Below are 23,651 nucleotides of genomic sequence, written 5' to 3' on the forward strand. Positions count from 1 at the left end.
ACTTCTCAATCAAGCTGTTCCTCAATTAAGGAAAGCCTCAATCAAGGGGCGATAAATAAACCAATAAACAAGAATGTCATTGCGGTGAAAAACAATAACAATGCATGAACATCCTCAAAAGTGATCTTGGACTTCAAGCCGGCTAAGAGACCCGTTTTGTCATTAAGTTCATTGCTGCTAGCCCACTTAGGGCTATTATCTCGCTCAAGGCTATTATTACACTCAAGGCTGTTAGCTAATCCGCTATTCTTAATGATTTGATGACTACCAATAAATCGCATAAGACACTCCATGTGAAAGGACTCACTCCAGAGTATTGCATACAATATTAACAATCAAGTAACAATATGTACAAATCGCTTATTCCAATACTAATAGCCATTAGTATTATGCTCTCATCAGCTAGACTCTCAAATTCCAGCCACAAAAAAAGGGGCTAACGCCCCTTTTAAAGATTCGATTAAAACCAATCCAATTTTATTGTCTTACCGCTTTCATCAATACTTCTGTGGTGTATTTACCATTATTGATAACAGGGAATCTGTCATATGTCTGAAAAATCACCTGTCCTTGATACACGATCATGGCTACGGCGCCGTAGTTTACATCTTCCCTAACGCTTTCAGGAGGTAAGATGAATTTAAACGGTACTGGTGCTCTGGCAATATCGAAACTTTTCTGGGCAATGATAACTCCCTGAGTATCCAGATCGACTATGGCTATGGTGATCTTGCTCCCCATGGGCAGATTGATCTTCTCCAAATATCCGGCGGCACCATTAACGATAACAGGCGGCACCGGCTCTACTGTCACACAGGCCGAGAGCGATAAGACACAAACCAATAATATTATGGTTCTTTTCAACATTACCAACATTTTAAAACCCTTATTTCAATATACGGCCCATTATAGCCGTAAATAATTCCCTGTATCGGCTCCGCTATTTGGGCGAAGCCATACGCATTAAACCTTCTTGGGTCGAAGATGCCACTAGCTCACCTTTCTGATTAAAAAATTGCCCCCTAACGAAGCCTCTGCCACCACTGGCGCTAGGACTCTCGATGCAATAAAGCAACCAGTCATTCAAATCCAATGGACGATGAAACCAGATAGAATGATCGATCGTCGCCATACGCATACCAGGAGTCAGAAAAGAGACCCCGTGTGGCTGCGCAGCCGTGACCAAAAAGTTAAAGTCCGACGCATAGGCCAACAAGTATTCGTTGACCGAAAAGTCTTTTGGCACTTCCCCACTTGCTCTGAGCCATACATAGCGCTTAGGCTCTGTGATTGTCGATATCATAGGATTACAAGCATCGACGAGACGCATCTCAATCGGTGCATCATCCATAAATTTTTCCAGCATTTTAGGTGGCACTTTATCCTGGAGTGTCATGGCAAGATCTTGCTGGTTCGGTAGCCCTTCAGGACCTGGTACATCAGGCATTATATCTTGATGATCAAGCCCGACTTCATATTCCTGAAATGAGCAGGTCATATGGAAAATGGGCCGACCTTTCTGAATAGCCTTGACTCTTCTTGCACTGAAACTGCCACCATCACGCATGACTTCGACATCATAAACGATAGGCAGTTTCTCATCTCCTGCACGGAGAAAATATGAATGCAGAGAGTGAACCTGGCGCGACGCCGGTACAGTCTCTTTGGCCGCGCTCAAAGCCTGCCCCATCACTTGACCACCAAAGACATGACCGAAGCCTAAATCTTGGCTCTGTCCTCGAAATAGCCCCTCTTCGATTCGCTCTAAAGAGAGTAGAGATAATAGATCATTTAATACCTGGCTCATCGCATGCCTCACACTAGTAATCAACAGCCATACAGCTTAACTCAGCGAGTAGTGTTCAGCCAGAATTTTACTGAGTCAGGAGTGGAAATCACCCCTAGATAACACCCAAGTTACATAACCGCTTAATCATAGATTCATCCAAGACTCACACCTGGCTAAGCAATAAATTCCAGCCTCAAATATCCCAAGTCATTCGATAGCGATATGACGCTCCCCCGCACTTCGCTGGGCCCAGGCGAGTACTTGATCCTCACCACTTCGGTGTAGGTTGGCAGGCTGTGCCTGATGGATCTGTTGCCAGTTATTGAGTATTGACTCGGGCTTACATGAGCCGGCAGGAAAATAGCAGGGCTTAAATTCGGTAAATTGACCATGACTGACACTGCCTGCCGCAGTGAGTAAATGCTGGCCAGTAGGCGCTTTGGCACCACAGAGAAACATCATGCTTGCGGTAATGGATGATTTAGAAAACAGAGCTTGTACCGAAGAAGCCAGTCGTTTTTCTGTCATCGAAGTTAAGGCATGAGGGGTTAAGCTGTTAACCTTGATATTGTGATCAATTCCTTCGAGATAGAGGCTGTTGACTAATCCTATCAAACCCATCTTGCTGGCACTGTATGAGGTTTCATGCATATCGCCATATAAACCACTGGCTGCACAGCTCATGACTACCCTGCCATAGCCTTGCCGTTTCATCTGAGGCCATATCGCCTTGGTCATGTAGAAGCTACCATTAAGATCGACATTTAGCTGATGCTGCCACATGTCCACCGTTAAATGGTCAAAATCGCAGGGAGAATGAATGCCGGCGTTGTTGACTAAAATATCGATACGCCCCCATTGAGCTATAATCTCCGTCACTGCCAGTTTGACCCCAACGAAGTCGCTGACATCTAGAGTAAACCGCATAGATTGCTCACCCAGGGCAAGCACATCTTGATGGCAGCTTTCTAGCCCGGAACTTTCGACTCCAGTCTTGTCTTCATCCTGAGCACCCGAGTCAATTAATACCACCTTGGCACCACGCTCGGCTAAGGCAAGGGCATAGGCTCGACCTAACCCAGATCCCGCTCCAGTGATCACAGCAACTCGCTCATCAAAACGCATGGAAAATCCTCCTCAATAAATACCCTAAAAAGAAGCATGACAATCAGTAAACTAGCCTGACTCTCTTCGGCTTAAAATGCTTATCAAGCTAGGGAGTCAACTTAAGTATAAAAGCATATCTGTCGGCTCATTTCTTTGAAGCCGATAACAAAATATGATTCCTTTTTATGCATAGATCCCTAAGTTTGGTATTTAAGCCAAACTAGGTCCAAACTAGGTCATAGATTAGGTTCACTTCATCGTGGTCATGAAACTTGATATGATATGACGATTAATAACCAGTGAGCATCTGCAGCCTAGATGTTCCCCTTAAGAATAGAATAAATGAACCCTTGGATTTTGGCCATAAGGCCTAATACTCTGCCGGCGGCGATTGGGCCACTCTTGGTAGGAAACATATTAGCCCTCGAATTAGAACAGTTCAGCTGGTTAATCGCCTGTACTTCCATGCTATGTGCCATTTTATTGCAAGTTGCGGTTAACTTAGCCAATGACTACTTCGACTTTAAGACGGGTGTCGATACCGAAGAAAGGTTAGGGCCTGTGCGTGTGACTCAAGCTGGTTTGATCTCACCGGAAAAAGTCCGCAATGCCATGGTGCTCAGCCTAGTACTGGCGCTTATTGTTGGCTCTTATCTCATCTTCCACGGAGGTTGGCCCATTGCACTGCTTGCGGTTGCCGCCATTGGTGGTGCTCTTGGTTATAGCGCAGGGCCATACCCGCTGGCATCCCATGGTTTAGGAGAGGTAGCAGCCTTTGTCTTTTTTGGTCTGGTAGCAGTGGTTGGCAGTTATTTTCTGCAAGCGGGTGAAACCAGCACGGCAGCCTGGATATTGGGCGCTGCCATAGGCTGCTTAAATGCGGCGATAATGCTGGTCAATAACACCCGAGATATGACTACTGACGCAAAAGTGGGCAAACAAACCTTAGCTGTACGCATTGGCGAGGGACAGGCTCGCGTGCTCTATCAAACCTTGGTCTACCTACCTTTCGCACTCATTATTGGCAGTTTCTTTCTCGGTTTCCTGCCAGGCGCCCCTGTGCTACTAGCCGGCCTATCACTGGTAATAGCACGTAAGTTGAACAGTGATTTTAGTGTGACCTCAGGAGAGGCGTTAAACCCATTGCTCGGCCGCACAGCTAAGCTCACCATGATTTTCAGTGGCTTATTTAGTATCGGTTTATTCTTGGTTTAACGTCATGATGACAAACGTCTGCTCGATAGCGGCGCTTTAAGCGCCACTATTGCTTAATAAGTAGGATTGAGATAGATGGCCTGTAACGAGTATGAGTCGTCAGTTTTTGCGCAAAAGCTGGGGCGTTGTAAATCCTGTATGTGGCAACTCAGCTTGCTATCGGCATTGAGTTGGCCACTATGGTGGGGACTCTATTGGGATACTCCCTATAGAGTCGAGTCCATCGCCCTGGTGTTCTTTTGTATCAGCTTTACAGGGCTTTTGCTGGCTCACCTTGTCGTATTTGGCTATCGTTCACTGACACACAGAAGTTAAACTAGCTAGTTTACAGCTGGGCTTCAGTCACTGGCTGCAAAACAACTGACGCTAGCTTGTCGCTAATTTCGAAGAATCTGGGACGAAGTGCAAACTCATCATCTAAGCAGCTGTCTCTGATTTGTACTAACCCAGACAAGAGCGCTTGCTGGCCCGATTTCTCGGCTTCATCGTTTAAGTGTTTCGCATTAACGGACAAGAGATCGTCCAGTAGACAGCCAAAGGCTCTAACTTCTATGGCTTGCATCGCCTCTCTTTGTCGCTCAGGTAGCACAGATAATTCCGACGAGGCACCAAAATCACCAAATAGCATCTCAGCATCACTATTAATCATGGTGTTGTGGGCATAGAGATCCCCATGACTCACAGCTTGACGGTGCAGATGTGTCATAGTCGCCGCCATCTGCTGTAAAATTTTAGCGATTTGTGACACGCTAAACTGAGTCCCGGATTCGAAGGTATCTCGTGTACAAGTTACCAGAGAGGGTGGCAGACCTAAGTTAAAGAAACTCGGCGGGATCAATTCCATCACCAGACCCAGATGCTCTTGCTCGTTTATCTGAGAGATGACTTTAATAAGGTTTGTATGCTCACCAGCCTGCAAACAACAGGCTAGTTCATCGGCAGGATAACCATCACTAGTGACCTCACCCTTAAACAGTTTTACCGCGATAGTATCAGGCGTGCCATGTAAGCTAACAGGCTGGTGATTCCACTGACCTTTATAGATGACACCGGATGCGCCCTCACCGAGTTGCTCGGCTAAGTCGATATCTGTCATCTTAACCGTGAGCATAGCCTTGACCATCGAAGGCTCGCTAATTGAAGCATTATTATCCAGAGGATTACCAGCGAATGCTAACCAAGCTAGCTTAGGTAATTGCAATAACCAATCGGGAAGATGAGTAAGTTGGTTTGCCGATAAACGTACTAATTCTAGATTTTTACAATTAGCCATAGACTCAGGCAGCGACGAGAGACGATTCCCCGCCAGGGCGAGCTTCTGCAGGCGATACAGTTGCCCCATAGAATCAGGTAATGCCTCGATTTTATTATCGGTTAAGATTAACCAGCGAGTCTGAACCGGCAAGGCATCTTCGTCGACAGTGCGAATTTTATTCGCCTTAAAACCTATCATCTCAAGCTTAGGACAATCGGCTAACACCTTAGGTAAGGTTTCAAATTGATTGTTTGACAGGAAAAGAATTCTGAGCTGTGTCAGCCGGCCAAAGTCATCGGGTAAACTGGATAAGCCATTATTAGAAAGATCCAGCACTTCTAAAGTATCAGCTAAATCAAAGATCTCTCGGGGAAATTCAGTTAGATTTTCGGCTAACTGTAAACGTATCGTCGATGTTAACTGTCCATTTTTAAGTGCTGCTAATGTTTGCAAACCTGATCACTCTACTTATCATTGAAAATAGCGCGACATGATATAGCATATATCCATCTTGAGAAAGGAATGGAGAGCGCTCCTAGTAAAGTGCCAGGCTTCACAGTTACATTGATAAAGTTACCAGCTCTTTCTTCAACCAGCATCTACTGTGTCCCAGAGGATAATTCTCTAACTCACCAAATACCGAATAACCAAGATTCTTGTAAAAATCCGCAGCCTGAAAGGTAAAACTGGTTAGATGAGAGTGAGTACACTCGAGCGCTATGGCTTTATCTTCAATCATATATAGTAATTTCTTGCCCAATCCTTGCCCTCTCAATGACTCGCTCACCCAGAGTGAATCGATCCACAGCCAGCCCCAATTATCACAATTACCTTGTACCCCGCCCAATATTTCGCCCTGGTCATCTCGTAATAAAAAACACAGATCATGTCGACCGGTTTTGCCCACTTTGGCGCTAATGGCTTGCTCTATTCCGTCCCACAATATTTGCTGTTCATCGTGAGTTAGTGTTTGTTGAAAATTGATCTCATGGGTCATAAAAACTTACCTTCTATTACTGTCTTTTAATCGACTTTGGGGATTCAGGCTTAAGCTAATCATTCAAACTGATCAAATCAAATAACTAAGACAAACATGACGAAAATTCAACTTAACAAGCTGATGCGGTTAATAAATAAGATGTCGAAATCCCCAAGAGTGTTTAGCTAACTAATCCATCAAAACCTAATGTATGGCAATGCTGGCGGGATGCGGGTAAAATCGCCCCTCAAAAAATGATAATCGAATAATTGAGTGAGTCAGTCTGAGATGAGTAGAAAAATTGAGTTGTTAGCGCCTGGCGGTGATGTTGAAGCGATAAAGGCCGCTATTGTGGCCGGTGCCAACGCCGTATATTGTGGTTTAGACACATTTAATGCCCGTAACCGGGCCGCCAACCTTTCATTTGATGATCTCTGTGGCATCTTAAGGCTAGCTCATCAGTATGAATGTGAAGTCTTCCTGACTTTAAACGTGGTGATATTGGAGCATGAACTCCCGGCGCTATTTAAGTTATTGAATCAACTGGTCAACACCAGTTTAGATGGCATTATAGTTCAAGATCTCGGTCTGTTTAATCTGGTTAAGAAGCACTTCCCAAGCTTAGACATTCACGCATCGACTCAGCTAACCACCCACAACGAAGGTCAGATTCACTTCCTCAGCAGAGTCGGTGCATCTCGCGTCAACCTATCAAGAGAATTGAACTTAGGTGAGATAAAATCACTCACAGCCCTGGCTCATGAACATGATATGTTGACCGAAGTCTTTGTTCACGGCTCCCTTTGTATCGCCTTCTCTGGCCAGTGTTATTCGAGCTCAGTCAGTGTAGGTAATTCAGGTAACCGAGGCCGTTGTAGTCAGGCTTGTCGTGATGAATATGAAGAGACGGCTGCAGGCAATAAATTCCCTTTGAATCTAAAAGATAATTCAGCCTATTTTGATCTACCCGAGCTAGTCGATGCTCAGGTCGACTCACTTAAGATTGAAGGCCGAATTAAGGGCGCACACTATGTTTATACTGTCGTCGATAGCTGGCGCAAGCAGATCAACCAGTTTGTTGAGACAGGCAAGCTACTGGAAGATGACACTAACCTTTACAAGGTCTTTAACCGTGATTTTACCAACTCATTCTTGAAGGGTAATCTCACTAAAGATATGTTTATCGATAACCCTCGCGATAACAGTGTTAATCACGCGGTATCAAAACACAACGCCCATCTCAGTGGTGCAGATTCAAGCAGTAAAACACACTCTAAAAACCGATAAAAATGAGCTGGGTGCCACACTTGAAGATAAGATCCAATATCTTAATATCGACAAGATGCTACTCAGTTTACGCTTCTGTGGACAGCAAGATCAGCCGTTAGTTATACAGGCAAGTGTCGAGACTATTTCGACTCAGGTCGAAGGAGGTAATCGAGTCGAAACATTCTCGGTGCAATCAGACTCTATGATGCGAGCCTCGGATAAATCGCCATTAGATAAAGAAGCACTGGAGAAACGTTTCAGAAGTTTCAATAATGCTGATTATATTATACAAGAATATGATTTTAGTGGGTTATCTACAGGTCTGAGCATTCCATTTAAAGACCTGACGGCGCTTAAAAATAGATTAGCATTTTTACTCAATAACTCGGTGGATGTGATCTCCCCCGTCGAGCTACCAAAACTGCAACAGCATGCCAAGGTAGACGATAAGCCAGGCCTTTCTTTGCTGATCAGTGACGAGAAAGATGCTCACCTCGGCGATGTTACCGATGCCGACATCTACTTTAAGTTACCTGAGAGCTTTAAGAAAAACTGCGATAAATATATTGAGCTATTGAAGCGTAATCCAAGATTCATCCCTTGGTTCCCGGCGGTACTGATCGGCAAAGACTATCTCGAAGCCGTGAGAATTCTCGAAGAAGTTAAGCCTGCACATATCGTCAGTAATAACACCGGCGTTGCCTATAAGGCCTTCGAGATGGGAATAGAGTGGATTGCTGGACCATTTTTAAATACCACTAACTCCTATGCCCTTAACACCCTTCAAGAAGACTTGAACTGTTCTGGTGCCTTTATCTCTAACGAAATTAATCGTATGCAGATAAGAAACTTAAAGCGTCCACCAGGATTTAAGTTGCTCTACAGCATCTATCATCCCATTTTGATGATGACCAGTCGCCAATGTTTCTTCCAACAGACTGTAGGTTGTAACAAGCCGAGTATCGAAGATGGCTGTATGCTCAAATGTGAGAAAGCCACCACGATAACCAATGTCAAAGGGATCTCATTTGCCGTCGATAAGCAAAAAGGCGGTTACCCGAGTATCTATAACGACGAGCAGTTCTTAAACTTAGATGTGATCCAAGATTACTCTAATCTGTTCGATGAGTTCTTTATCGACCTGACCGATATCGGCTCAGGCTCTAAAGCCAAGCTGGATAAGATTCAGCTTATTGAACATTTTGAAAACCTGCTACAGGGCAGTGAAGACGCAAAGATACAGCTAGATTCTATGGTGACAGTGTCGACACATGCTCAATATAAGCAAGGTCTGTAATCGATCCTGTAATATTTTAGAATGAGTAGCCTATCTGTTTTTCTAGATGGGCTGCTCTTGCTTTAGTCAGTCTGTTTCTTTCTTAATCCTTAAAGAGCCAATAGAAGCGATAACACCCTATGAGCCAGCTCCCCTTACCTACTCTCTATTCACTGCAGCACTGCCCCTATGCCATGCGAGCCCGCTTAGGCTTGTTACTGGCAAAACAAAAGGTGATGCTCAAAGCCGTAGTCACTAAAAACAAACCCGAGGAGATGCTAGCTTTCTCTCCCAAGGGCACAGTGCCAGTACTGGTGCTTGAAGATGTGATAGAGAATAACGATGAGATTGTGAAAGGAAGCGAGGTAGAGGTTGAGCTTAAGGCCGAGAGCTCAGACAAAACCAAACCGCCAAGAATCATAGATGAAAGTGTGGATATCATGCTTTGGGCACTGAATATAAACGACCCTGATGATCTACTGTTAAGCCAAAGACCTGAAGCGCTACCCGCTATGCTCGAATTGATCAGGTATAACGATAAGGTGTTCAAGCCATTACTCGAGCAATATAAAGATGCCAAACGCTACCATATAGACACAGAAGCCGATTTAAGAACACAGTGCGAGTCATTTATACAAGCATTAGAGCTACGCCTGTCACAGCATCAATACCTAATGGGCGACAGCCTAAGTTTACTTGATTTTGCACTACTGCCCTTCGTGCGTCAGTTTGCCCGAGTCGATCGCCATTGGTATTTGCAATCTCCCTACCCGCTACTTAGACAGTGGTTAAAAGACCATTTAAACCGGCCGCTATTTTCCCGAATGATGAAAAAGTTTCCGCTCTATTTAGAGACTGGAGAAGCCTACCCTTTTGGTTGAAAAATTCTCTAACTCGCCTGATTGATATTCCGTGCTAGCTAGTATGTGCAAATAAGATACAAGAATGCATATACCGACCCGCTAATGTAAGCTATTCCTATCAATTGATCTTCTGTAGAGGCATACTGATATTGTTATGTATTGACCTCTAGCTTGAGAATAAAGGCCACTACGTAACCACAGCCCACAGCCCTTAGGTTGGCTCAAACTAACTTTAGGTTTAAGAGTTTACCTCAAAAGGAAAGCATCATGAGTAAAGGTCAAGACAGTAAAAAGAATGTCAAAAAGAAACCGCTTTTAACAGCAAAAGAGAAGAAAGCAGCCAAGGCAGCGAAGAAAGGTTCAAGTAGTTCTCTAGCTCATTAAGCACTAGATGGCCATCAAGATTTATCGATGGCCTTTATTTTCCTCGTCAAAAAACAAGCAAAACATCCATTCTAAATAGACTGCAAATACCTCATTGCCTTACTAGTAACAACTTGCCATCTTGCAGCTTCCTTCAATGACAATATTGTAAATATTTCTCTGGAACATTGAGTGATGAGTAAAGTATCAATGATTTTTAAAAGCCTTTTGACACAACTAGGTACACAGTACCAAGCACCAAGCTAATAAACACTTTTATTAGTGCAAATATAACCCCCTCCGCAACAACTCTTACTCAAAGAAAGATAGCGAACGCCAGCACAGGCATACCTTTTGATAGTAATAAATTCAATGGCGCCGACAAGAATATCGTTAAAATTAGTTTTGATTGCGCCCAGGATTAACTAGGGATACCAGAGTTAATCATATTGCAACATCAAAGGTGGGCTTTTAATCGCTGGCTACAATGAGACTCGGAGCGGAACCAGCCAAGTGTATGGTGAACTGGTTATTATGAGTTTTCACACTGACAATTCCAGCAGATTTCAAAAGATGGGGCATTTTTCTCTGCACAGCTTTTACAGACCCAGTCCTCACCCTTGATGCAAGTCTGTGAAGACGCCAATATTTCAGTGGCAGACTCAAAATCGGCATCATTGTTAACCCAAAGCTCAGGCCAAGAATCTAAGGCTGAGATTTCACCTACAGCTCCCTGGGCAAATTCATTTTTGATAAATGTACTTATGCCTTGTGCTTCGATGAGATTTTTCACATTGTTCACCAGAAAACTATTTTCGTTTGAATACACCATCTTCATAATTGAATCCCCATATCACCCCAATAATAAGTGAACCAAGTGCTGGCACAACTGCTTATGCCGTTTCCTTTGCACAGTGATATCCTTGCAATTGTGTCTTGCTAGGCTAGTTAGAAGTCGTGGCCTAGAGACTTTAGGTGCTCTAGGGCAAGCCTATGGCCACCAAGTAAGGCTGACAATCTAATTTTTGCACCACTTTTAAACTTTAAAAGGTACCAATTCCCTTGAGAATTAAATTTAATAAATTCAAGATTTTCCCATCTCTCATTTTTAGAACCTGTCCAAGGTGTATGAAATTCAATTGATTGCTCGTCAAACTTCCCATGAACTTTATATGCTTCACCGAATGAATAAATAGCACAGATCCCGAAACCACCAATCAATCCAATTAGAGCCCAAAAATCTCGCTCTTCGTTGTATTCCGTAAAGAAAAGTACATATACACAAGCTAATGATATTACCGTGCATGTCCAAGCTAATCCCGAAATAAACAAGCCAAATTTTAATTGGCCATCTACGGATTTATTACCGACTTTCGAAGATATAAACGTACAAATCATCACAGCAATAATGCCGCCGATCACACCAGAAACCACAATTGAACTCCTTTAGATTTATAACGTTTCAATAATCGACAGGCCAACTGGACTGACTTCGAGTTAGACTGCCTGGCAAAAAGTTAGAGCCACCCATTATTAATCAGTAACATACCGAAACTATCAAAAATCATCAATACTCTACTTGCCTATAAACCAATCAATAAACCAATCAATAAACGCAGGGCAGGCATATTTTTTTGTGTTTTATCCCGACGAAAAGAACTTAACTAGAGAGAAACTGCTTGTGAATAATCAAGTGTCGATGCGGCTGCGAGCTTCCCAAAAAAGGACTTTTTGCAGAGACCACAGGGAAGTGCTTGAATGATATCCTATCTAAGGGCCAGTTCGGCATCCGTGCCTCTCGTTCATAAGCGCATGTCTGCGCCATATTCACCGTCTCGTAGAACCTACGAGAAGTAAAGAGTGCACATACCTCGCCGGACAGGCGCTAGGTTACAATGAATATAAAAGTTATAAACACACTAGCCAATCATCTGCCCATATCTCGCTTGGCAGGCGTTAGATTAAAATGACAGCCAGGCTTTCAAATAAGCTAGCCAAGAACAAAATACTCAAACGAACCCAAATAAAAAAACAGCAATTTATCCATTGCTAGGTGATCTCTTGCTTGTGAAAGGTTAAAATCCCCAGCTCATTTTTTATCGACATTTATCGCCAGATGCCCCCATGAGTCCAGATGAGACTTGAGCTTCAAGCGCTAAACGTTCAAGACTATTGGTTTATAAGTAGCCGTTTACTAAAAAGACAAGCAGATGCATTCTCCAGAACATTGTTTTACCTCATTTAAAGCGTCAACCGCAGAATTTACTCTTCCGGAACTTTTTACCTTTCCATTTTATTATGAGCCTCACCCTCTGTGCCTGTTGGCCGCTAGCGAGTTACAGCAACACCTAGAAACCCAGACTGACTGGCAACACAACTTTGGTTTACATGAAGCTAAAGGCTCTGGCCTCAATGTCCATGGCGCTGATGGCTTAGGCAAGATGTTCGGTGTACTCCTGGTGAAAAATGAACAGGGTGAGCTAGGTTACCTGTCGGCTTTTTCCGGCAAGATAGCCGATCAAAACTTGCTGCCACACTTGGTTCCACCAGTATTTGATATGTTGGCTAAAGACGGATTTTTTATTCCCGAACAAGACAAGATAAACCTGATAAACGCTGAAATCACCGAAGTTAACCGCGATCCAGACCTGGCACGTTCACAAACTGTATTAGCCGATGAAACTCAGCTCGCTGAACAGCAAATTGCCGCCCATCGCGCCTCTATGATTGAAAATCGTAAACACAGAAAATCTCAACGTTTGGCGGGTGAGTCCCTCGATGAAGACGCCCTCAAACAACTCGGTATTCAGATGAGTAGAGAGAGCGTGCAGGATAAGAACCGGCTGAAAGAGTTAAACGTCTATTGGGATGAGCGACTGGCCAATGCCAGATTGGTACATGGCCAATTAAACGAACATCTGTCGGCCTTAAAGCTTAAACGTAAAACCATGTCCGCCGCCCTGCAACAACGTTTGTTTGATGAGTATCGCTTCTTAAACATAAAGAGTGAGCACAGAAGCTTAGGTGATATCTTTAAGGGCACCATACATAAGGTCCCCCCAGCAGGCTCAGGCGAGTGCGCCGCGCCTAAGTTATTACATTTCGCCTTTAAACATGGCATGACCCCACTCGCCATGGCCGAGTTTTGGTGGGGAGAAGCACCAAAATCTGAAATAAGGCAGCATAAGAACTTCTACGGAGCCTGTCAGGGAAAATGTCAGCCTATCTTGGGACATATGCTTGAGGGTCTAGCTACCGATGAAAACCCGCTGCTGATCAATCCTGCCGAAGGTAAGCTGCTCGATATCATCTATCAAGATAGAGATATCTTGGTGATCAACAAGCCCGCCGAGTTCCTGTCTGTTCCCGGTAGAAACATAGATGACTCAGTGTATTCACGAATTAAGCAGCTTTACCCTGAGGCCACAGGCCCGCTCATCGTCCACAGACTCGACATGTCCACCTCAGGCTTGATGGTGATCGCCCTCAACAAGGCGGCCAATAAAAGCTTGCAGAAGCAATTTATCACTCGCACAGTCAAGAAACGTTATGTCGCCCTGTTAACCGGTGAGTTAAGCCAAGATGAGGGCATAATAAGTTTACCCCTTCGCGGCGATTTTGATGATAGACCCAGGCAACTAGTCTGCTTCGAACACGGCAAACCAGCAGAGACTAAATGGCAGGTCATTTCTAGGCGCGACGGACTCACTAAAGTGCACCTCTATCCCAAGACGGGGCGTACTCATCAACTTAGGGTTCATAGCGCCCACCCTAAAGGCCTGAACATGCCGATTGTCGGTGACGACCTCTATGGTAAAAAGAGCCAACGCCTGCATCTCCATGCCGAGCTATTAGCTCTCAATCACCCAACAACAGGTGAAGCCATGAGTTTTAGCATAGAGGCAGATTTTTAAGCACCATTGCTGTTAGCTGTTAGTTGCTAACGCCCACAAAAAAGGCTTCCAATTGGAAGCCTTTTTTAGCTAAGAGTAAAACTCGCTAAGTTAGCAGAGTTAGACCTTAATCAAGTCTCTGTCGGCATGACTCCAGTTCAGGTGATACTTCTCACCCGCTGGTTTATCGGTACGCTCAAAAGTGTGGGCACCGAAGAAGTCTCTCTGTCCCTGCAGCAGGCTAGCTGGCAAGGTTTCACAACGATAACTGTCGTAATAGGCCAGAGCCGAACTGATACAAGGCACAGGAATACCTTTCATTACCGCTGCCGATACAGCTTTACGCCAGTCCAGTTGTTTCTCAGACAAGGCAATACAGAAGGCATCAGCCATCAGCAAGTTGTCTAACTCAATTCCATCAATAGCTGCTGCCTGATAGGCTTGAGTGATAGATTGCAGGAACCTTGCTCGGATAATACAACCGGCACGCCAGATTTTGGCTATTTCGGCAAAATCTAAGTTCCATCCCTTGTCTTTCGCCGCCATGGCCATCAGCTGGAAGCCTTGGGCATAACAGGCAATTTTGGCGCAATAGAGGGCATTTTCAAGCTGTGCGATAAAGCTATCACGCTCTTCAGCTGTTGGCTTTGCAGCCTCAGGACCTTTTAGCAATTGACTCAATTTGAATCTTTGATCTTTCTGGGTACTGATAGCGCGGGCATAGACGGCTTCGGCAATCGTAGGGGCCGGACAACCTATCTGCAAGCTGCTTACCGCAGTCCAGAGTCCTGTGCCCTTCTGCCCAGCCTTGTCGAGGATCATCGAAACTAGAGGCTTACCGGAAATGGGATCTGCCTGTCTCAAGACTTCGGCGCTGATCTCCATCAAGTAGCTATTAAGGCTGCCTTGGTTCCATTTATTAAACAGGTCGGCAATCTCAGTCGTTGTCATGGCAAAACCATCACTGAGTAACTGATAAGCTTCACAGATAAGCTGCATATCGGCGTATTCGATACCGTTATGCACCATTTTCACATAATGACCAGAACCTGCTGGGCCAATATAAGTGGTACATGGCTCGCCTTCAGTCACAGGATTACCTGGCTCCTGACGCTCTATGGGTAAGCCGGTTTCAGCATCGACTTTAGCCGCAATCGCTTCCCATATAGGCTTAATTCTGTCCCAGGCCTTGATATCACCGCTTGGCATCAATGACGGACCGAAACGTGCGCCCATCTCACCGCCGGATACGGCGCAGCTAAAGAAGATAAATTGCTTGGAGTAACGCGCTTCGCGCTCGACGGTGTCGGTCCACAAGCTATTGCCAGTATCGATAACGATATCATCAGATTCGATACCCGCGTCGATGAGTGCTTTACACACACCATCTACAGGGGCACCTGCTGGTACAGAGAGCACCAAGATACGCGGTTTTTCGAGGCTAGATAACATTTCAGAAAGATTATTACAGCCATTGATACGTAGAGGTACTTGAGTTTGCTTGCTGGTTATGCGATCAGATTTCTCTTGTTGCACAACACCTTGCACCTTGTCTGAGTCGAGATCAAACGCGGCGACACTGTATTGATTATCGGCAATGTTGAGTGCAAGGTTCTTGCCCATAACACCCAGTCCAATAACGCCGATATCATGTAATTTGGTGTGGTTTTGCATTGATTAAATTCCGCAGGTCACAGAGATAATTTACCCTATCTTGTTATTGACTAAGACACTTTCTAGTCCGAAGGACTGTCGAGAACAATTAGCCGCTCTTTTTTAAGAGACTGCTCACTTAAGGAGCATGGACAATAGGTTATATTTGGCGCAGATTATACAGACTTTGGTAAGTTAATTACTAGGCTTTACGCTGTAATGGCGAATTAGTTTCATGTTTAGCCGTGTCTAGTGGTAAAAAATTCGATAATACACACCAAACCATACAATTTACCCCAATAATTAGATCAATTTAGCCTATCTAGATAGCCTGGCATTCGAAAAATATTCTATCTATACCATCTCCCTTAGACGAGTCATCACACTTGGATTAATCACGCTATGGCATAAAATAACCCATGGGATAGAGAGCGGGATGCTTGTTTTAACTTGGGTTCCTGCGCCGATTTAGAGACATAGCCGCCAATAACCTGTATGCAAAACAATCAAGCTTTATTAAGGATAAAGATAAGGCGATGTGAAATCAGTCAAGTTATCGAGTGGATTTTTTGACTGCTTAATAAGAATGACGTAACGTTAACTTTGCTTCTAAAAATAAAAACCTATGTGATTTTATCGCTTAAAAGTCTGCTTTCATGGAAAGAAAAACACTATATGAAAAACCTAACCTCATTCACCTTGCTGCTTATACTCGGCTTGCCTATACATGCTTCCGCCTCTGAACAAGCACAGGTTATTGATACTGCTCCAAATTCACAGCACATCATTGAAACCCAAGATGGTATTATTGAGCACATAATCGAGCCTATGTTACTTGGTAGGGTCTCAAATGTCGGTGAGCAGGCCATCATCAGTCCCTATTTAACCTCACACCTATATCAACAAAGACAATACCTAGATCTGTGGCAGGATAAAGACTATGCAGCCTCGATACTGGAGGCTATTAAAGGTGCCGACGATGAGGGGTTATACAAAGAGGACTATCACTACCAGGCACTGATGTCACTCTACCAAACTCAGGCGCTAAATGACTGGAATGACCCTTATCAGGTCGCAGAGTTTGATATCCTGTTGACCGATGCTGTCATTACCTATGCCACCCATCTGATCAATGGCAAGGTAAACCCAAGCACCTTAGAGAAAACTTGGAACTATGATGAGTCCATCATCAAACTCGATACAATTGTAGCCGAGCTCAATCGCCATGTAGATCAACGAGATGTCGCCCAGAGACTGCTTAGTCTTTCGCCTCAATTGGACGCCTATACTCAATTAAAATCTGCACTGAAAAAATATCGACTATTGGCCGATACAGCAGACTTCCCCAATATAAAATATCAGGGCCTAATCAAAGCCGGCAGCGTTACGCCCACGCTGGCCTTGATTGCCGATAGATTGATTCAACTAAACTACCTCTCCCCTCAGGCAGATATCAGCAATTATAGCCATGAGTTTGTCGGCGCAGTCAGAGCCTACCAGAGCAGCCATAGCCTGCAGGCCGATGGTATTATCGGTAAGGGAACCATTAACTCACTCAACGTGCCCTTCGCCTATCGAGCCGATCAAATCCGCATCAATATGGAACGAGCCAGATGGCTATCGTCGGATCTCAGCCAAGAGTACATCATCATCAACTTAGCTGGTTATGAACTCTGGATGTATAAAGATGGACAACTCGATTGGCAAACCGACATAGTCATAGGCAAAATAAGCTCCAAGACACCAATCTTTAAATCTAGAATTAGTTACTTAGTTGTAAATCCTACTTGGACTGTACCCCGCAGTATTAACCCTGGTCTCATCAATAAAATTAAGCGTGATCCTAGCTATATAGATAAACAACACTACATGCTTAAGGACAGCTCGGGTAAAAAAGTCGATATATTAGCTATCGACTGGCAAGAGGTAGATCCAGAAAAATTCAAATATTGGTTCGTTCAAAAGCCATGGAAAAACAATGCATTGGGTCAAGTTAAGTTTATATTTCCTAACCGAGATGCCATCTACTTACATGATACCCCAACCAAATATCTCTTCTCGCTTACCGACAGAGCTTTCAGCCATGGTTGTATTCGCATCAAAAATCCACTGGAGTTGGCTGAAAAGCTCTTGAATGAAAACAGGCCCGCCACCCTGGAAAAAAATCTGCAGATACAGAACAACAAACTGGCCAAGCGTCGGGAAGAGTCCCAGCTCAATAACCTGAGCACAGATCAGGTCTCTGTAGCCCCCCGCTCTGAACCATTACAATCCCCCTTAACCCAACCCAGCGCAGATGAGCTGCTCAAGAAAACATTCGCCCTGGGTGAGACTCAAAAACTCTACCTGGATGAGCCTATGGACATTCTCATCATGTATTGGACCGCAGCTTCGAGTAAGGGGAAACTCACCTTCTATCATGACGTCTACAAACGCGATGAGCCGCTTATGCTTCAACTCAAGCGCCCCATCACTCCGACCGCACTCTCAGCTGGTGTAGAAATGAAAAGTGTCATTTTTTAGGGATAAAACCTTAAGGAACGTGATTTGACCCAGATAATATGGACTCTGGGTTTAAATTCTTGATGATAAAATAATGGGACTCAATCTAGAGTCCCATTTTTTTGAGCTTAATCTAATCTCGCGACCTCTCTGCCTCGCTATCTCGCCTTCTGCGAGTTCCGAGGTCGCTTCGCTTCGAGAAGGCCAACAAGTTGGCTGCGAGAGAAGATCAGAGCTTGTTCTCGCTGTCTCGCTTTCTCGCTGTCTCTAGACAGGCTAATTTGAGATACGCTTCTCATCTGACTGATAAGAAGCGAGATAGTGTCACTTGTGATAATAAAAGAGCCAGCAAGTCGCTCACAGAGTATGTTTACGCGTCCTAGGAAGCTCAACAAGGTCTCTTTAGTGCTTAGGCTAACCACTTAGATTGGCATAGGCTTAAATGCTTTGAGAGTCTTGATTAGGCGCTGAAGTTATTAAGTCTGTTTGAGTGGATTTCGTGTTGAGCGGCTATTTAGTGAGATTGGTATTTTCTGTCTTTTTTGAGGGGAGCATATCCGCCAAAATGGCAAAAAAAATGCCGCCTGATAATCAGGCGGCATTTTTATGAGGGTGGATCAAATATTACCGATAAATCTAAGAATGATTAATTCTTTAAACTCTTTCGATAATAGTTGCGATTCCTTGTCCCATACCGATACACATAGTCGCTAGGCCATAACGACCATCTCTTTGCTCCATGATGTTAATCAGAGAACCGACGATACGAGCACCAGAACAACCTAATGGATGGCCCAGTGAAATAGCGCCACCGTGTAGGTTTACTTTCTCTTCAACCACATCCCACAAACCTAGTTCTTTTAGGCAGGGAATAGCCTGAGCCGCGAAGGCTTCATTGACTTCAGCAAAATCGATATCATCTATGGTCAAACCGGCCTTAGCTAAGGCTTTTTGACTCGCTGGTACTGGACCGAAACCCATGATAGCAGCAGGCAAACCGGCAGTAGTTGCCGAGATAACTTTAGCTCTAGGTGTTAGTCCTAGTTCTTTCGCTTTCTCTGCACTCATTACCAAAAGACAAGATGCACCATCAGACAGAGCCGAAGATGTACCAGCTGTGACTGTACCAGCTATAGGATCGAAGGCTGGACGCAGCTTAGCCAAAGATTCCATAGTTGTTTCAGGACGAATGACTTCATCATGCTTAACTAAGATAAGTCTGCCAGAGACATCGTGACCTAAAGTTGGCACAATCTCGTTGTCAAACTTGCCTTCCAACGTCGCCTTATGAGCGAGTCTGTGAGAGCGCTCAGCCAGAGCATCTTGAGCTTCACGGCTTACATTGTGCAGCTTACTTAACGCTTCGGCAGTTAGGCCCATCATAGCTGATGCTTGAGCCATGACCTTATCATTGCTCGGGTTGAAATTGAGCCCTTTGGTCATAGGGATATGACCCATATGCTCAACACCACCAACCAAGATAATATCTGCGTCTTCAGCCTTAATAGCACGCGTTGCCATATGCAGCGCATCCATAGATGAACCACACAGACGATTGACTGTTGTGGCTGGTACTTCTGGCGGTAATCCGGCTAGCAGTGACGCATTTCTTGCCAAGTTAACACCTTGCTCTTCGGTCTGCTGTACACAGCCCCAAATAACATCGTCAATCTGAGCGGCATCAAGATTAGGCTGACGCTTAAGTATGGCTTTCATCAAGTGAGCTGACAGGTCGTCGGCACGGGTATGACGGAAAACCCCTTTCTTTGAACGTCCCATAGGAGTTCGAACTGCATCGATAATAACTACATCTCTCATTTTCTTGCTCCTATTAGGCGTAAAATTTACGGTTAGACTTGGCTCGTTCGATCAGGCTTTCTGGCGCGTGATATAAGGCTCCAAGATCTTGATAGCGCTCAGCTAGGTCTAATAGACCTTGGGCACCAATCTGATCCATGTAGTAGAAGATACCACCTCTGAATGGAGGGAATCCTGTACCATAAACCAAAGCGATATCCGCTTCTTGAGCCGATGCTACAACGCCTTCATCTAAACAACGAATGGCTTCAAACATCATAGGCAACATCATGCGCATAGTGATCGTTTCTGCATCAAATTCCTGGGTAGGCTTGACCATACTTTCGATCAATTCATTTGACTCAGGACAATTGCTAGGCTTAATACGGCCTCGTCTATCGGCACTGTGACGATAGAAACCTTGACCAGTTTTTTGACCAAAGTCTTTGCGGTCAGCCAAGGTCTGAATCAAGTTGATCTCAGGCTTGTACATGCGTTCTGGGAAAGCTTCAGCCATCACATCAATACAATGTGCAGCTGTATCTAGGCCAATCACGTCAAGTAACAGAGCCGGTCCCATAGGCCAACCAAAGCCTTTACTCATTACCTTATCAATAACAGCTAGCTGACCACCATCGGTCATTAACTGATTGAAGGCATGGAAATAAGGAGTCAGGCATCGGTTAACCAAGAAACCTGCGCAATCGTTGACTACGATAGGTGTCTTACCAAGCTTGTTCACATAGCTCACTGCCTTAGCCAAGGTCTCATCGCTGGTTTTCTCACCCTTGATGACTTCAACCAATGGCATCTTGTGCACTGGATTGAAGAAGTGAATACCACAGAAGTTTTCAGGGCGTTTTAGCGACTTAGCAAGTCCAGAAATCTCAAGAGTCGAAGTATTCGACGCTATGATTGCATTAGGAGCAAGCTCTTCGAGTTCAGCAAGTACCTTAGCCTTAACGACTGGGTTCTCAACGACTGCCTCGATGACTAAATCTGTGCTAGCCAAGGGAGCATTATGTAGAGTAGGTACGATGCGATTCAAGGTATTACCCATCTCAATCGGCGTCTTTCTACGCTTCTCAACTTGCTTAGCCAGCAACTTGTTAGCTTCACTCAAGCCTAAAGCCAATCCAGCTTTATTAATATCTTTCAGAACAACCGACATGCCTCTGTCAGCCGTGACATAAGCAATGCCGCCGCCCATGATGCCAGCGCCAATAACGCCAACTTCATTAATGTCTGAATCACTGTAGGCCTTAGCCTGCTTGGCTAACTTCTTGCTCTTGGCTTTAACGGCCATATCGCTAAGGAAGAAAGACACTAGAGCATCAGCCACACCGCTTCTGATACACTTGATGATACCGCGACGCTCGATTGCCAATGCGGCATCAAGTTCACAGCCAGCAGCTTCTTTAATCACTTCTAGCATGATTCTAGGAGCTGGGTAATGTTTACCGGCAACTTTAGCAACCATGCCACCAGCAACACTAAGAGACATCTCAAGCTCGTACTGACTCAAGGTCAATGGCGACTGCTTCTCTGTCTGTCTCACTTTCCAATCTAGATCGCCGTCGATACAAGACTTCAATAACGCTTCAGCTTGCTCTAGTGGATCAAATTTTTCGCTGTCGATAATCCCATCGATGAAATGATGAGTTAAGGCTTTATCAGCTCTGAATGTCTTGCCAGTGGTCAACCACTCAAGAGAAGTATCCAGACCTAGAACTCTAGGTAGACGGGTCATACCGCCCCAACCAGGCATGATGCCAAGTTTAACTTCAGGCAAGCTTAGCTTGATATCTTTGGTGCCTAAGCGATACTCAGCCAACAGAGATAGCTCGACTCCACCGCCAGCTGCAACGCCGTTAAGCAGTGCAACTTTAGGGATTGGCAACGCCTCAAGACTGTTGTAGATGCCGTGAACCCAACTAAGGTATTCATCGACAGTCTCATCAGACTCATTAAACAAGTCTCTGAATGCTTTTACATCGGCGCCAGCACTAAACAGCGCCTTACCTGAACGTATGATCAGGCCGCTGATGTCTGTTGCGGCAATGATAGCTATCGCTTGCTCTAGCTCTTCTAGCGCCGCACGGTTTAAGGTGTTAACACCGTCGGTCTGAGAATCAAAAATCAGCTCGGCGAATTGGTCTCGAGGGACCAGTTGAAAATATTGACCTTGGAACATATCTGTATTCCTATATGAATTGGGAAGTTATAAGCCACACTGGCTGGCTTGCTGCGCTAACTCTTCCCTGAAATCCGGATGAGCGATACCGATTAGGGCTTTAGCTCTTTGCTTAGTAGATAGACCACGCAGATCGGCAACACCGTATTCGGTGACGATCAGCTGGGCATCGTTTCTTAATGTAGTGACTGGCGTGCCATGAGGAAGCGCCAAACATATGGTAGATTCTGGACCCGTCTTACCCTTGTGGCTAGAAGCTAAGGCTATGATAGAGATGCCACCCTTGGATAATTTTGCACCGCGGACGAAATCAACCTGGCCACCAGAACCTGAGATCTGGGTATGGCCAACGCCTTCTGAAGCAACCTGACCAGTAAGATCTGTCATGATGCAAGTATTGATAGACACGAAGTTATCATTCTTGCCAATCTCGTTAGGGTCATTGACCTCACAGATATCACCAATCTCAACCTGAGGGTTGTTGTCGATAAAATCCAGTAGATCCTGAGAGCCAGCTGCGAAGGCTGCGACTATCTTATTAGGTTTGTGATTCTTCTTGCTGCCATCTATGGTGCCGCTCTTACACAGCTCATACATAGACTCGGTGAACATCTCGGTATGAATACCAAGGTTTGATTTGCTCTTCAGACCCATGCCAACAGCATTAGAGATATTGCCGATGCCAATCTGTATGGTCGCACCATCTTTCACATAAGGTAGGATGTGCTTAGCAATCTCAACTTCGATATCAGATGGAGCTGCAGCCTTAGGGCCAGCAATAGGATGATGACCTTCGGTTAGGAAATCGAAACGGTCGATATGCACTAGGTTATCGGCGTTGCCAATGAAGGGTTGATGTTTATTAATCACTCCAATCACTAGCTCAGCGCTTTCGATCACGCCCTTGTTGCCTATGCCGCCACAGGCACCCATGCTCACATATCCTTCGCTGTTCGGTGGCGTCACTTCGACAACTGCGACATTTGCACCGACACTCTTAAGGATCTCATCCACATTAGACAGGTGATAAGGAATCGTCTCTACATTACCCTTGTTCTGGAACTTACGCTCCAATGGGCCCATAAACAGAGTACGGTAGGTCAAGTGACCAATATACTCGGCTTGAAGAAATTTGTAGGGATAGGTTAGCAAGCCAGCATATATCTCGGCGTTGTCCAACTCCAGAGCAGTTTTCTCCAGCTCCAATAAAAAGCTGACGGGCACAGACAGATAACCACCAACATAAAGTTTATGGCCTGACTTTATCTTGGCCGCTGCCTCTGAAAGTGATACGAGTTTGTCGTTAACACTTTCTTTCCATAAATCACTGCAATCTGAATTATTCATTCGGTATTTCCTTCATGATTTCTAAATCTGCAACTCAGGAAAAACCCCCGAATTGACCTTGTCTCTAGAATATGAGAATCCACCGATAACATTTTCCCGAACAGGTCAAACATTTTCCCGAATTAGACAACTGTTATATTTTTGAGGAA

17 protein-coding genes and 1 pseudogene are annotated in these 23,651 nt (G+C 44.7%); 6 read left to right on the forward strand and 12 right to left on the reverse strand.

Translation table 11 applies throughout. From position 1 onward, the window contains the following. Nucleotides 1–41 precede the first annotated feature (41 nt). The 4 genes from SVI_RS14650 to SVI_RS14665 all read right to left on the reverse strand — a co-directional run bounded on the left by SVI_RS14650 (nt 42) and on the right by SVI_RS14665 (nt 2,914). Nucleotides 42–281 (reverse strand): hypothetical protein, encoded by a 240-nt coding sequence (locus SVI_RS14650; RefSeq protein WP_041419994.1) that lies wholly within the window; start codon nt 279–281, stop codon nt 42–44. Nucleotides 282–477: 196 nt separating this feature from the next. Then, a complete protein-coding gene (locus SVI_RS14655) occupies nt 478–876 on the reverse strand; it encodes a YbaY family lipoprotein (protein ID WP_013052382.1) in 399 nt (132 codons plus the stop codon). Between the two features lie 64 nt (nt 877–940). Continuing rightward, complete coding sequence (gene tesB / locus SVI_RS14660) at nt 941–1,807, reverse strand: acyl-CoA thioesterase II (RefSeq protein ID WP_013052383.1); 867 nt, start codon at nt 1,805–1,807, stop codon at nt 941–943. Between the two features lie 189 nt (nt 1,808–1,996). Further along, a complete protein-coding gene (locus SVI_RS14665; protein WP_013052384.1) occupies nt 1,997–2,914 on the reverse strand; it encodes an SDR family NAD(P)-dependent oxidoreductase in 918 nt (305 codons plus the stop codon). 324 nt (nt 2,915–3,238) lie between these two features. On the opposite strand from SVI_RS14665, the gene SVI_RS14670 reads away from it, so the two are divergent. Further along, nucleotides 3,239–4,111 (forward strand): 1,4-dihydroxy-2-naphthoate polyprenyltransferase, encoded by an 873-nt coding sequence (locus SVI_RS14670; protein ID WP_013052385.1) that lies wholly within the window; start codon nt 3,239–3,241, stop codon nt 4,109–4,111. Between the two features lie 75 nt (nt 4,112–4,186). Then, complete coding sequence (locus tag SVI_RS14675) at nt 4,187–4,426, forward strand: DUF3624 domain-containing protein (RefSeq protein WP_013052386.1); 240 nt, start codon at nt 4,187–4,189, stop codon at nt 4,424–4,426. Between the two features lie 10 nt (nt 4,427–4,436). Here SVI_RS14675 and SVI_RS14680 read toward each other — a convergent pair whose 3' ends face one another. Continuing rightward, complete coding sequence (locus tag SVI_RS14680; protein ID WP_013052387.1) at nt 4,437–5,819, reverse strand: leucine-rich repeat-containing protein kinase family protein; 1,383 nt, start codon at nt 5,817–5,819, stop codon at nt 4,437–4,439. 106 nt (nt 5,820–5,925) lie between these two features. Beyond that, nucleotides 5,926–6,363 carry a GNAT family N-acetyltransferase gene (locus SVI_RS14685; protein ID WP_013052388.1) on the reverse strand — a complete coding sequence of 146 codons (438 nt, stop codon included), beginning with the start codon at nt 6,361–6,363 and terminating at the stop codon, nt 5,926–5,928. Nucleotides 6,364–6,633: 270 nt separating this feature from the next. On the opposite strand from SVI_RS14685, the pseudogene SVI_RS14690 reads away from it, so the two are divergent. Together SVI_RS14690 and SVI_RS14695 are read left to right on the forward strand one after the other, a co-directional pair. After that, nucleotides 6,634–8,911: pseudogene (locus tag SVI_RS14690) on the forward strand (peptidase U32 family protein). Nucleotides 8,912–9,030: 119 nt separating this feature from the next. After that, on the forward strand, nt 9,031–9,771 hold the full coding sequence (locus tag SVI_RS14695; RefSeq protein ID WP_013052391.1) for a glutathione S-transferase: 741 nt from the start codon (nt 9,031–9,033) through the stop codon (nt 9,769–9,771). 877 nt (nt 9,772–10,648) lie between these two features. Here SVI_RS14695 and SVI_RS14700 read toward each other — a convergent pair. Both SVI_RS14700 and SVI_RS21710 read right to left on the reverse strand, forming a co-directional pair. Further along, complete coding sequence (locus SVI_RS14700) at nt 10,649–10,954, reverse strand: putative signal transducing protein (RefSeq protein WP_013052393.1); 306 nt, start codon at nt 10,952–10,954, stop codon at nt 10,649–10,651. Nucleotides 10,955–11,064: 110 nt separating this feature from the next. Next, nucleotides 11,065–11,550 (reverse strand): hypothetical protein, encoded by a 486-nt coding sequence (locus SVI_RS21710; protein WP_013052394.1) that lies wholly within the window; start codon nt 11,548–11,550, stop codon nt 11,065–11,067. 776 nt (nt 11,551–12,326) lie between these two features. Here SVI_RS21710 and SVI_RS14710 point away from each other — a divergent pair. Continuing rightward, nucleotides 12,327–14,030, forward strand: coding sequence for an RluA family pseudouridine synthase (locus SVI_RS14710; RefSeq protein WP_013052395.1), 1,704 nt, complete (start codon nt 12,327–12,329; stop codon nt 14,028–14,030). 99 nt (nt 14,031–14,129) lie between these two features. On the opposite strand, the gene gndA is transcribed toward SVI_RS14710, so the two are convergent. Next, nucleotides 14,130–15,683 carry an NADP-dependent phosphogluconate dehydrogenase gene (gene gndA, locus SVI_RS14715; RefSeq protein WP_013052396.1) on the reverse strand — a complete coding sequence of 518 codons (1,554 nt, stop codon included), beginning with the start codon at nt 15,681–15,683 and terminating at the stop codon, nt 14,130–14,132. Nucleotides 15,684–16,337: 654 nt separating this feature from the next. Between gndA and SVI_RS14720 the strand changes: the two genes are divergently transcribed. Beyond that, on the forward strand, nt 16,338–18,185 hold the full coding sequence (locus SVI_RS14720) for a L,D-transpeptidase family protein (RefSeq protein ID WP_013052397.1): 1,848 nt from the start codon (nt 16,338–16,340) through the stop codon (nt 18,183–18,185). Nucleotides 18,186–18,818: 633 nt separating this feature from the next. On the opposite strand, the gene fadA is transcribed toward SVI_RS14720, so the two are convergent. From fadA to SVI_RS14735, 3 genes are read right to left on the reverse strand one after another with little or no spacing between them, the layout of a single operon-like run. Then, nucleotides 18,819–19,982, reverse strand: a complete 1,164-nt coding sequence (fadA, locus tag SVI_RS14725) for an acetyl-CoA C-acyltransferase FadA (RefSeq protein ID WP_013052399.1) — start codon at nt 19,980–19,982, stop codon at nt 18,819–18,821. Nucleotides 19,983–19,995: 13 nt separating this feature from the next. Further along, complete coding sequence (gene fadB / locus SVI_RS14730; RefSeq protein ID WP_013052400.1) at nt 19,996–22,155, reverse strand: fatty acid oxidation complex subunit alpha FadB; 2,160 nt, start codon at nt 22,153–22,155, stop codon at nt 19,996–19,998. Nucleotides 22,156–22,182: 27 nt separating this feature from the next. Next, the gene (locus SVI_RS14735) at nt 22,183–23,502 is read right to left on the reverse strand and encodes an acetyl-CoA hydrolase/transferase family protein (protein ID WP_013052401.1); all 1,320 of its coding nucleotides are present in this window, start codon (nt 23,500–23,502) and stop codon (nt 22,183–22,185) included. Between the last annotated feature and the right edge of the window lie 149 nt (nt 23,503–23,651).

This window comes from Shewanella violacea DSS12, from assembly GCF_000091325.1.
Classification (GTDB): Bacteria; Pseudomonadota; Gammaproteobacteria; order Enterobacterales; family Shewanellaceae; genus Shewanella; species Shewanella violacea.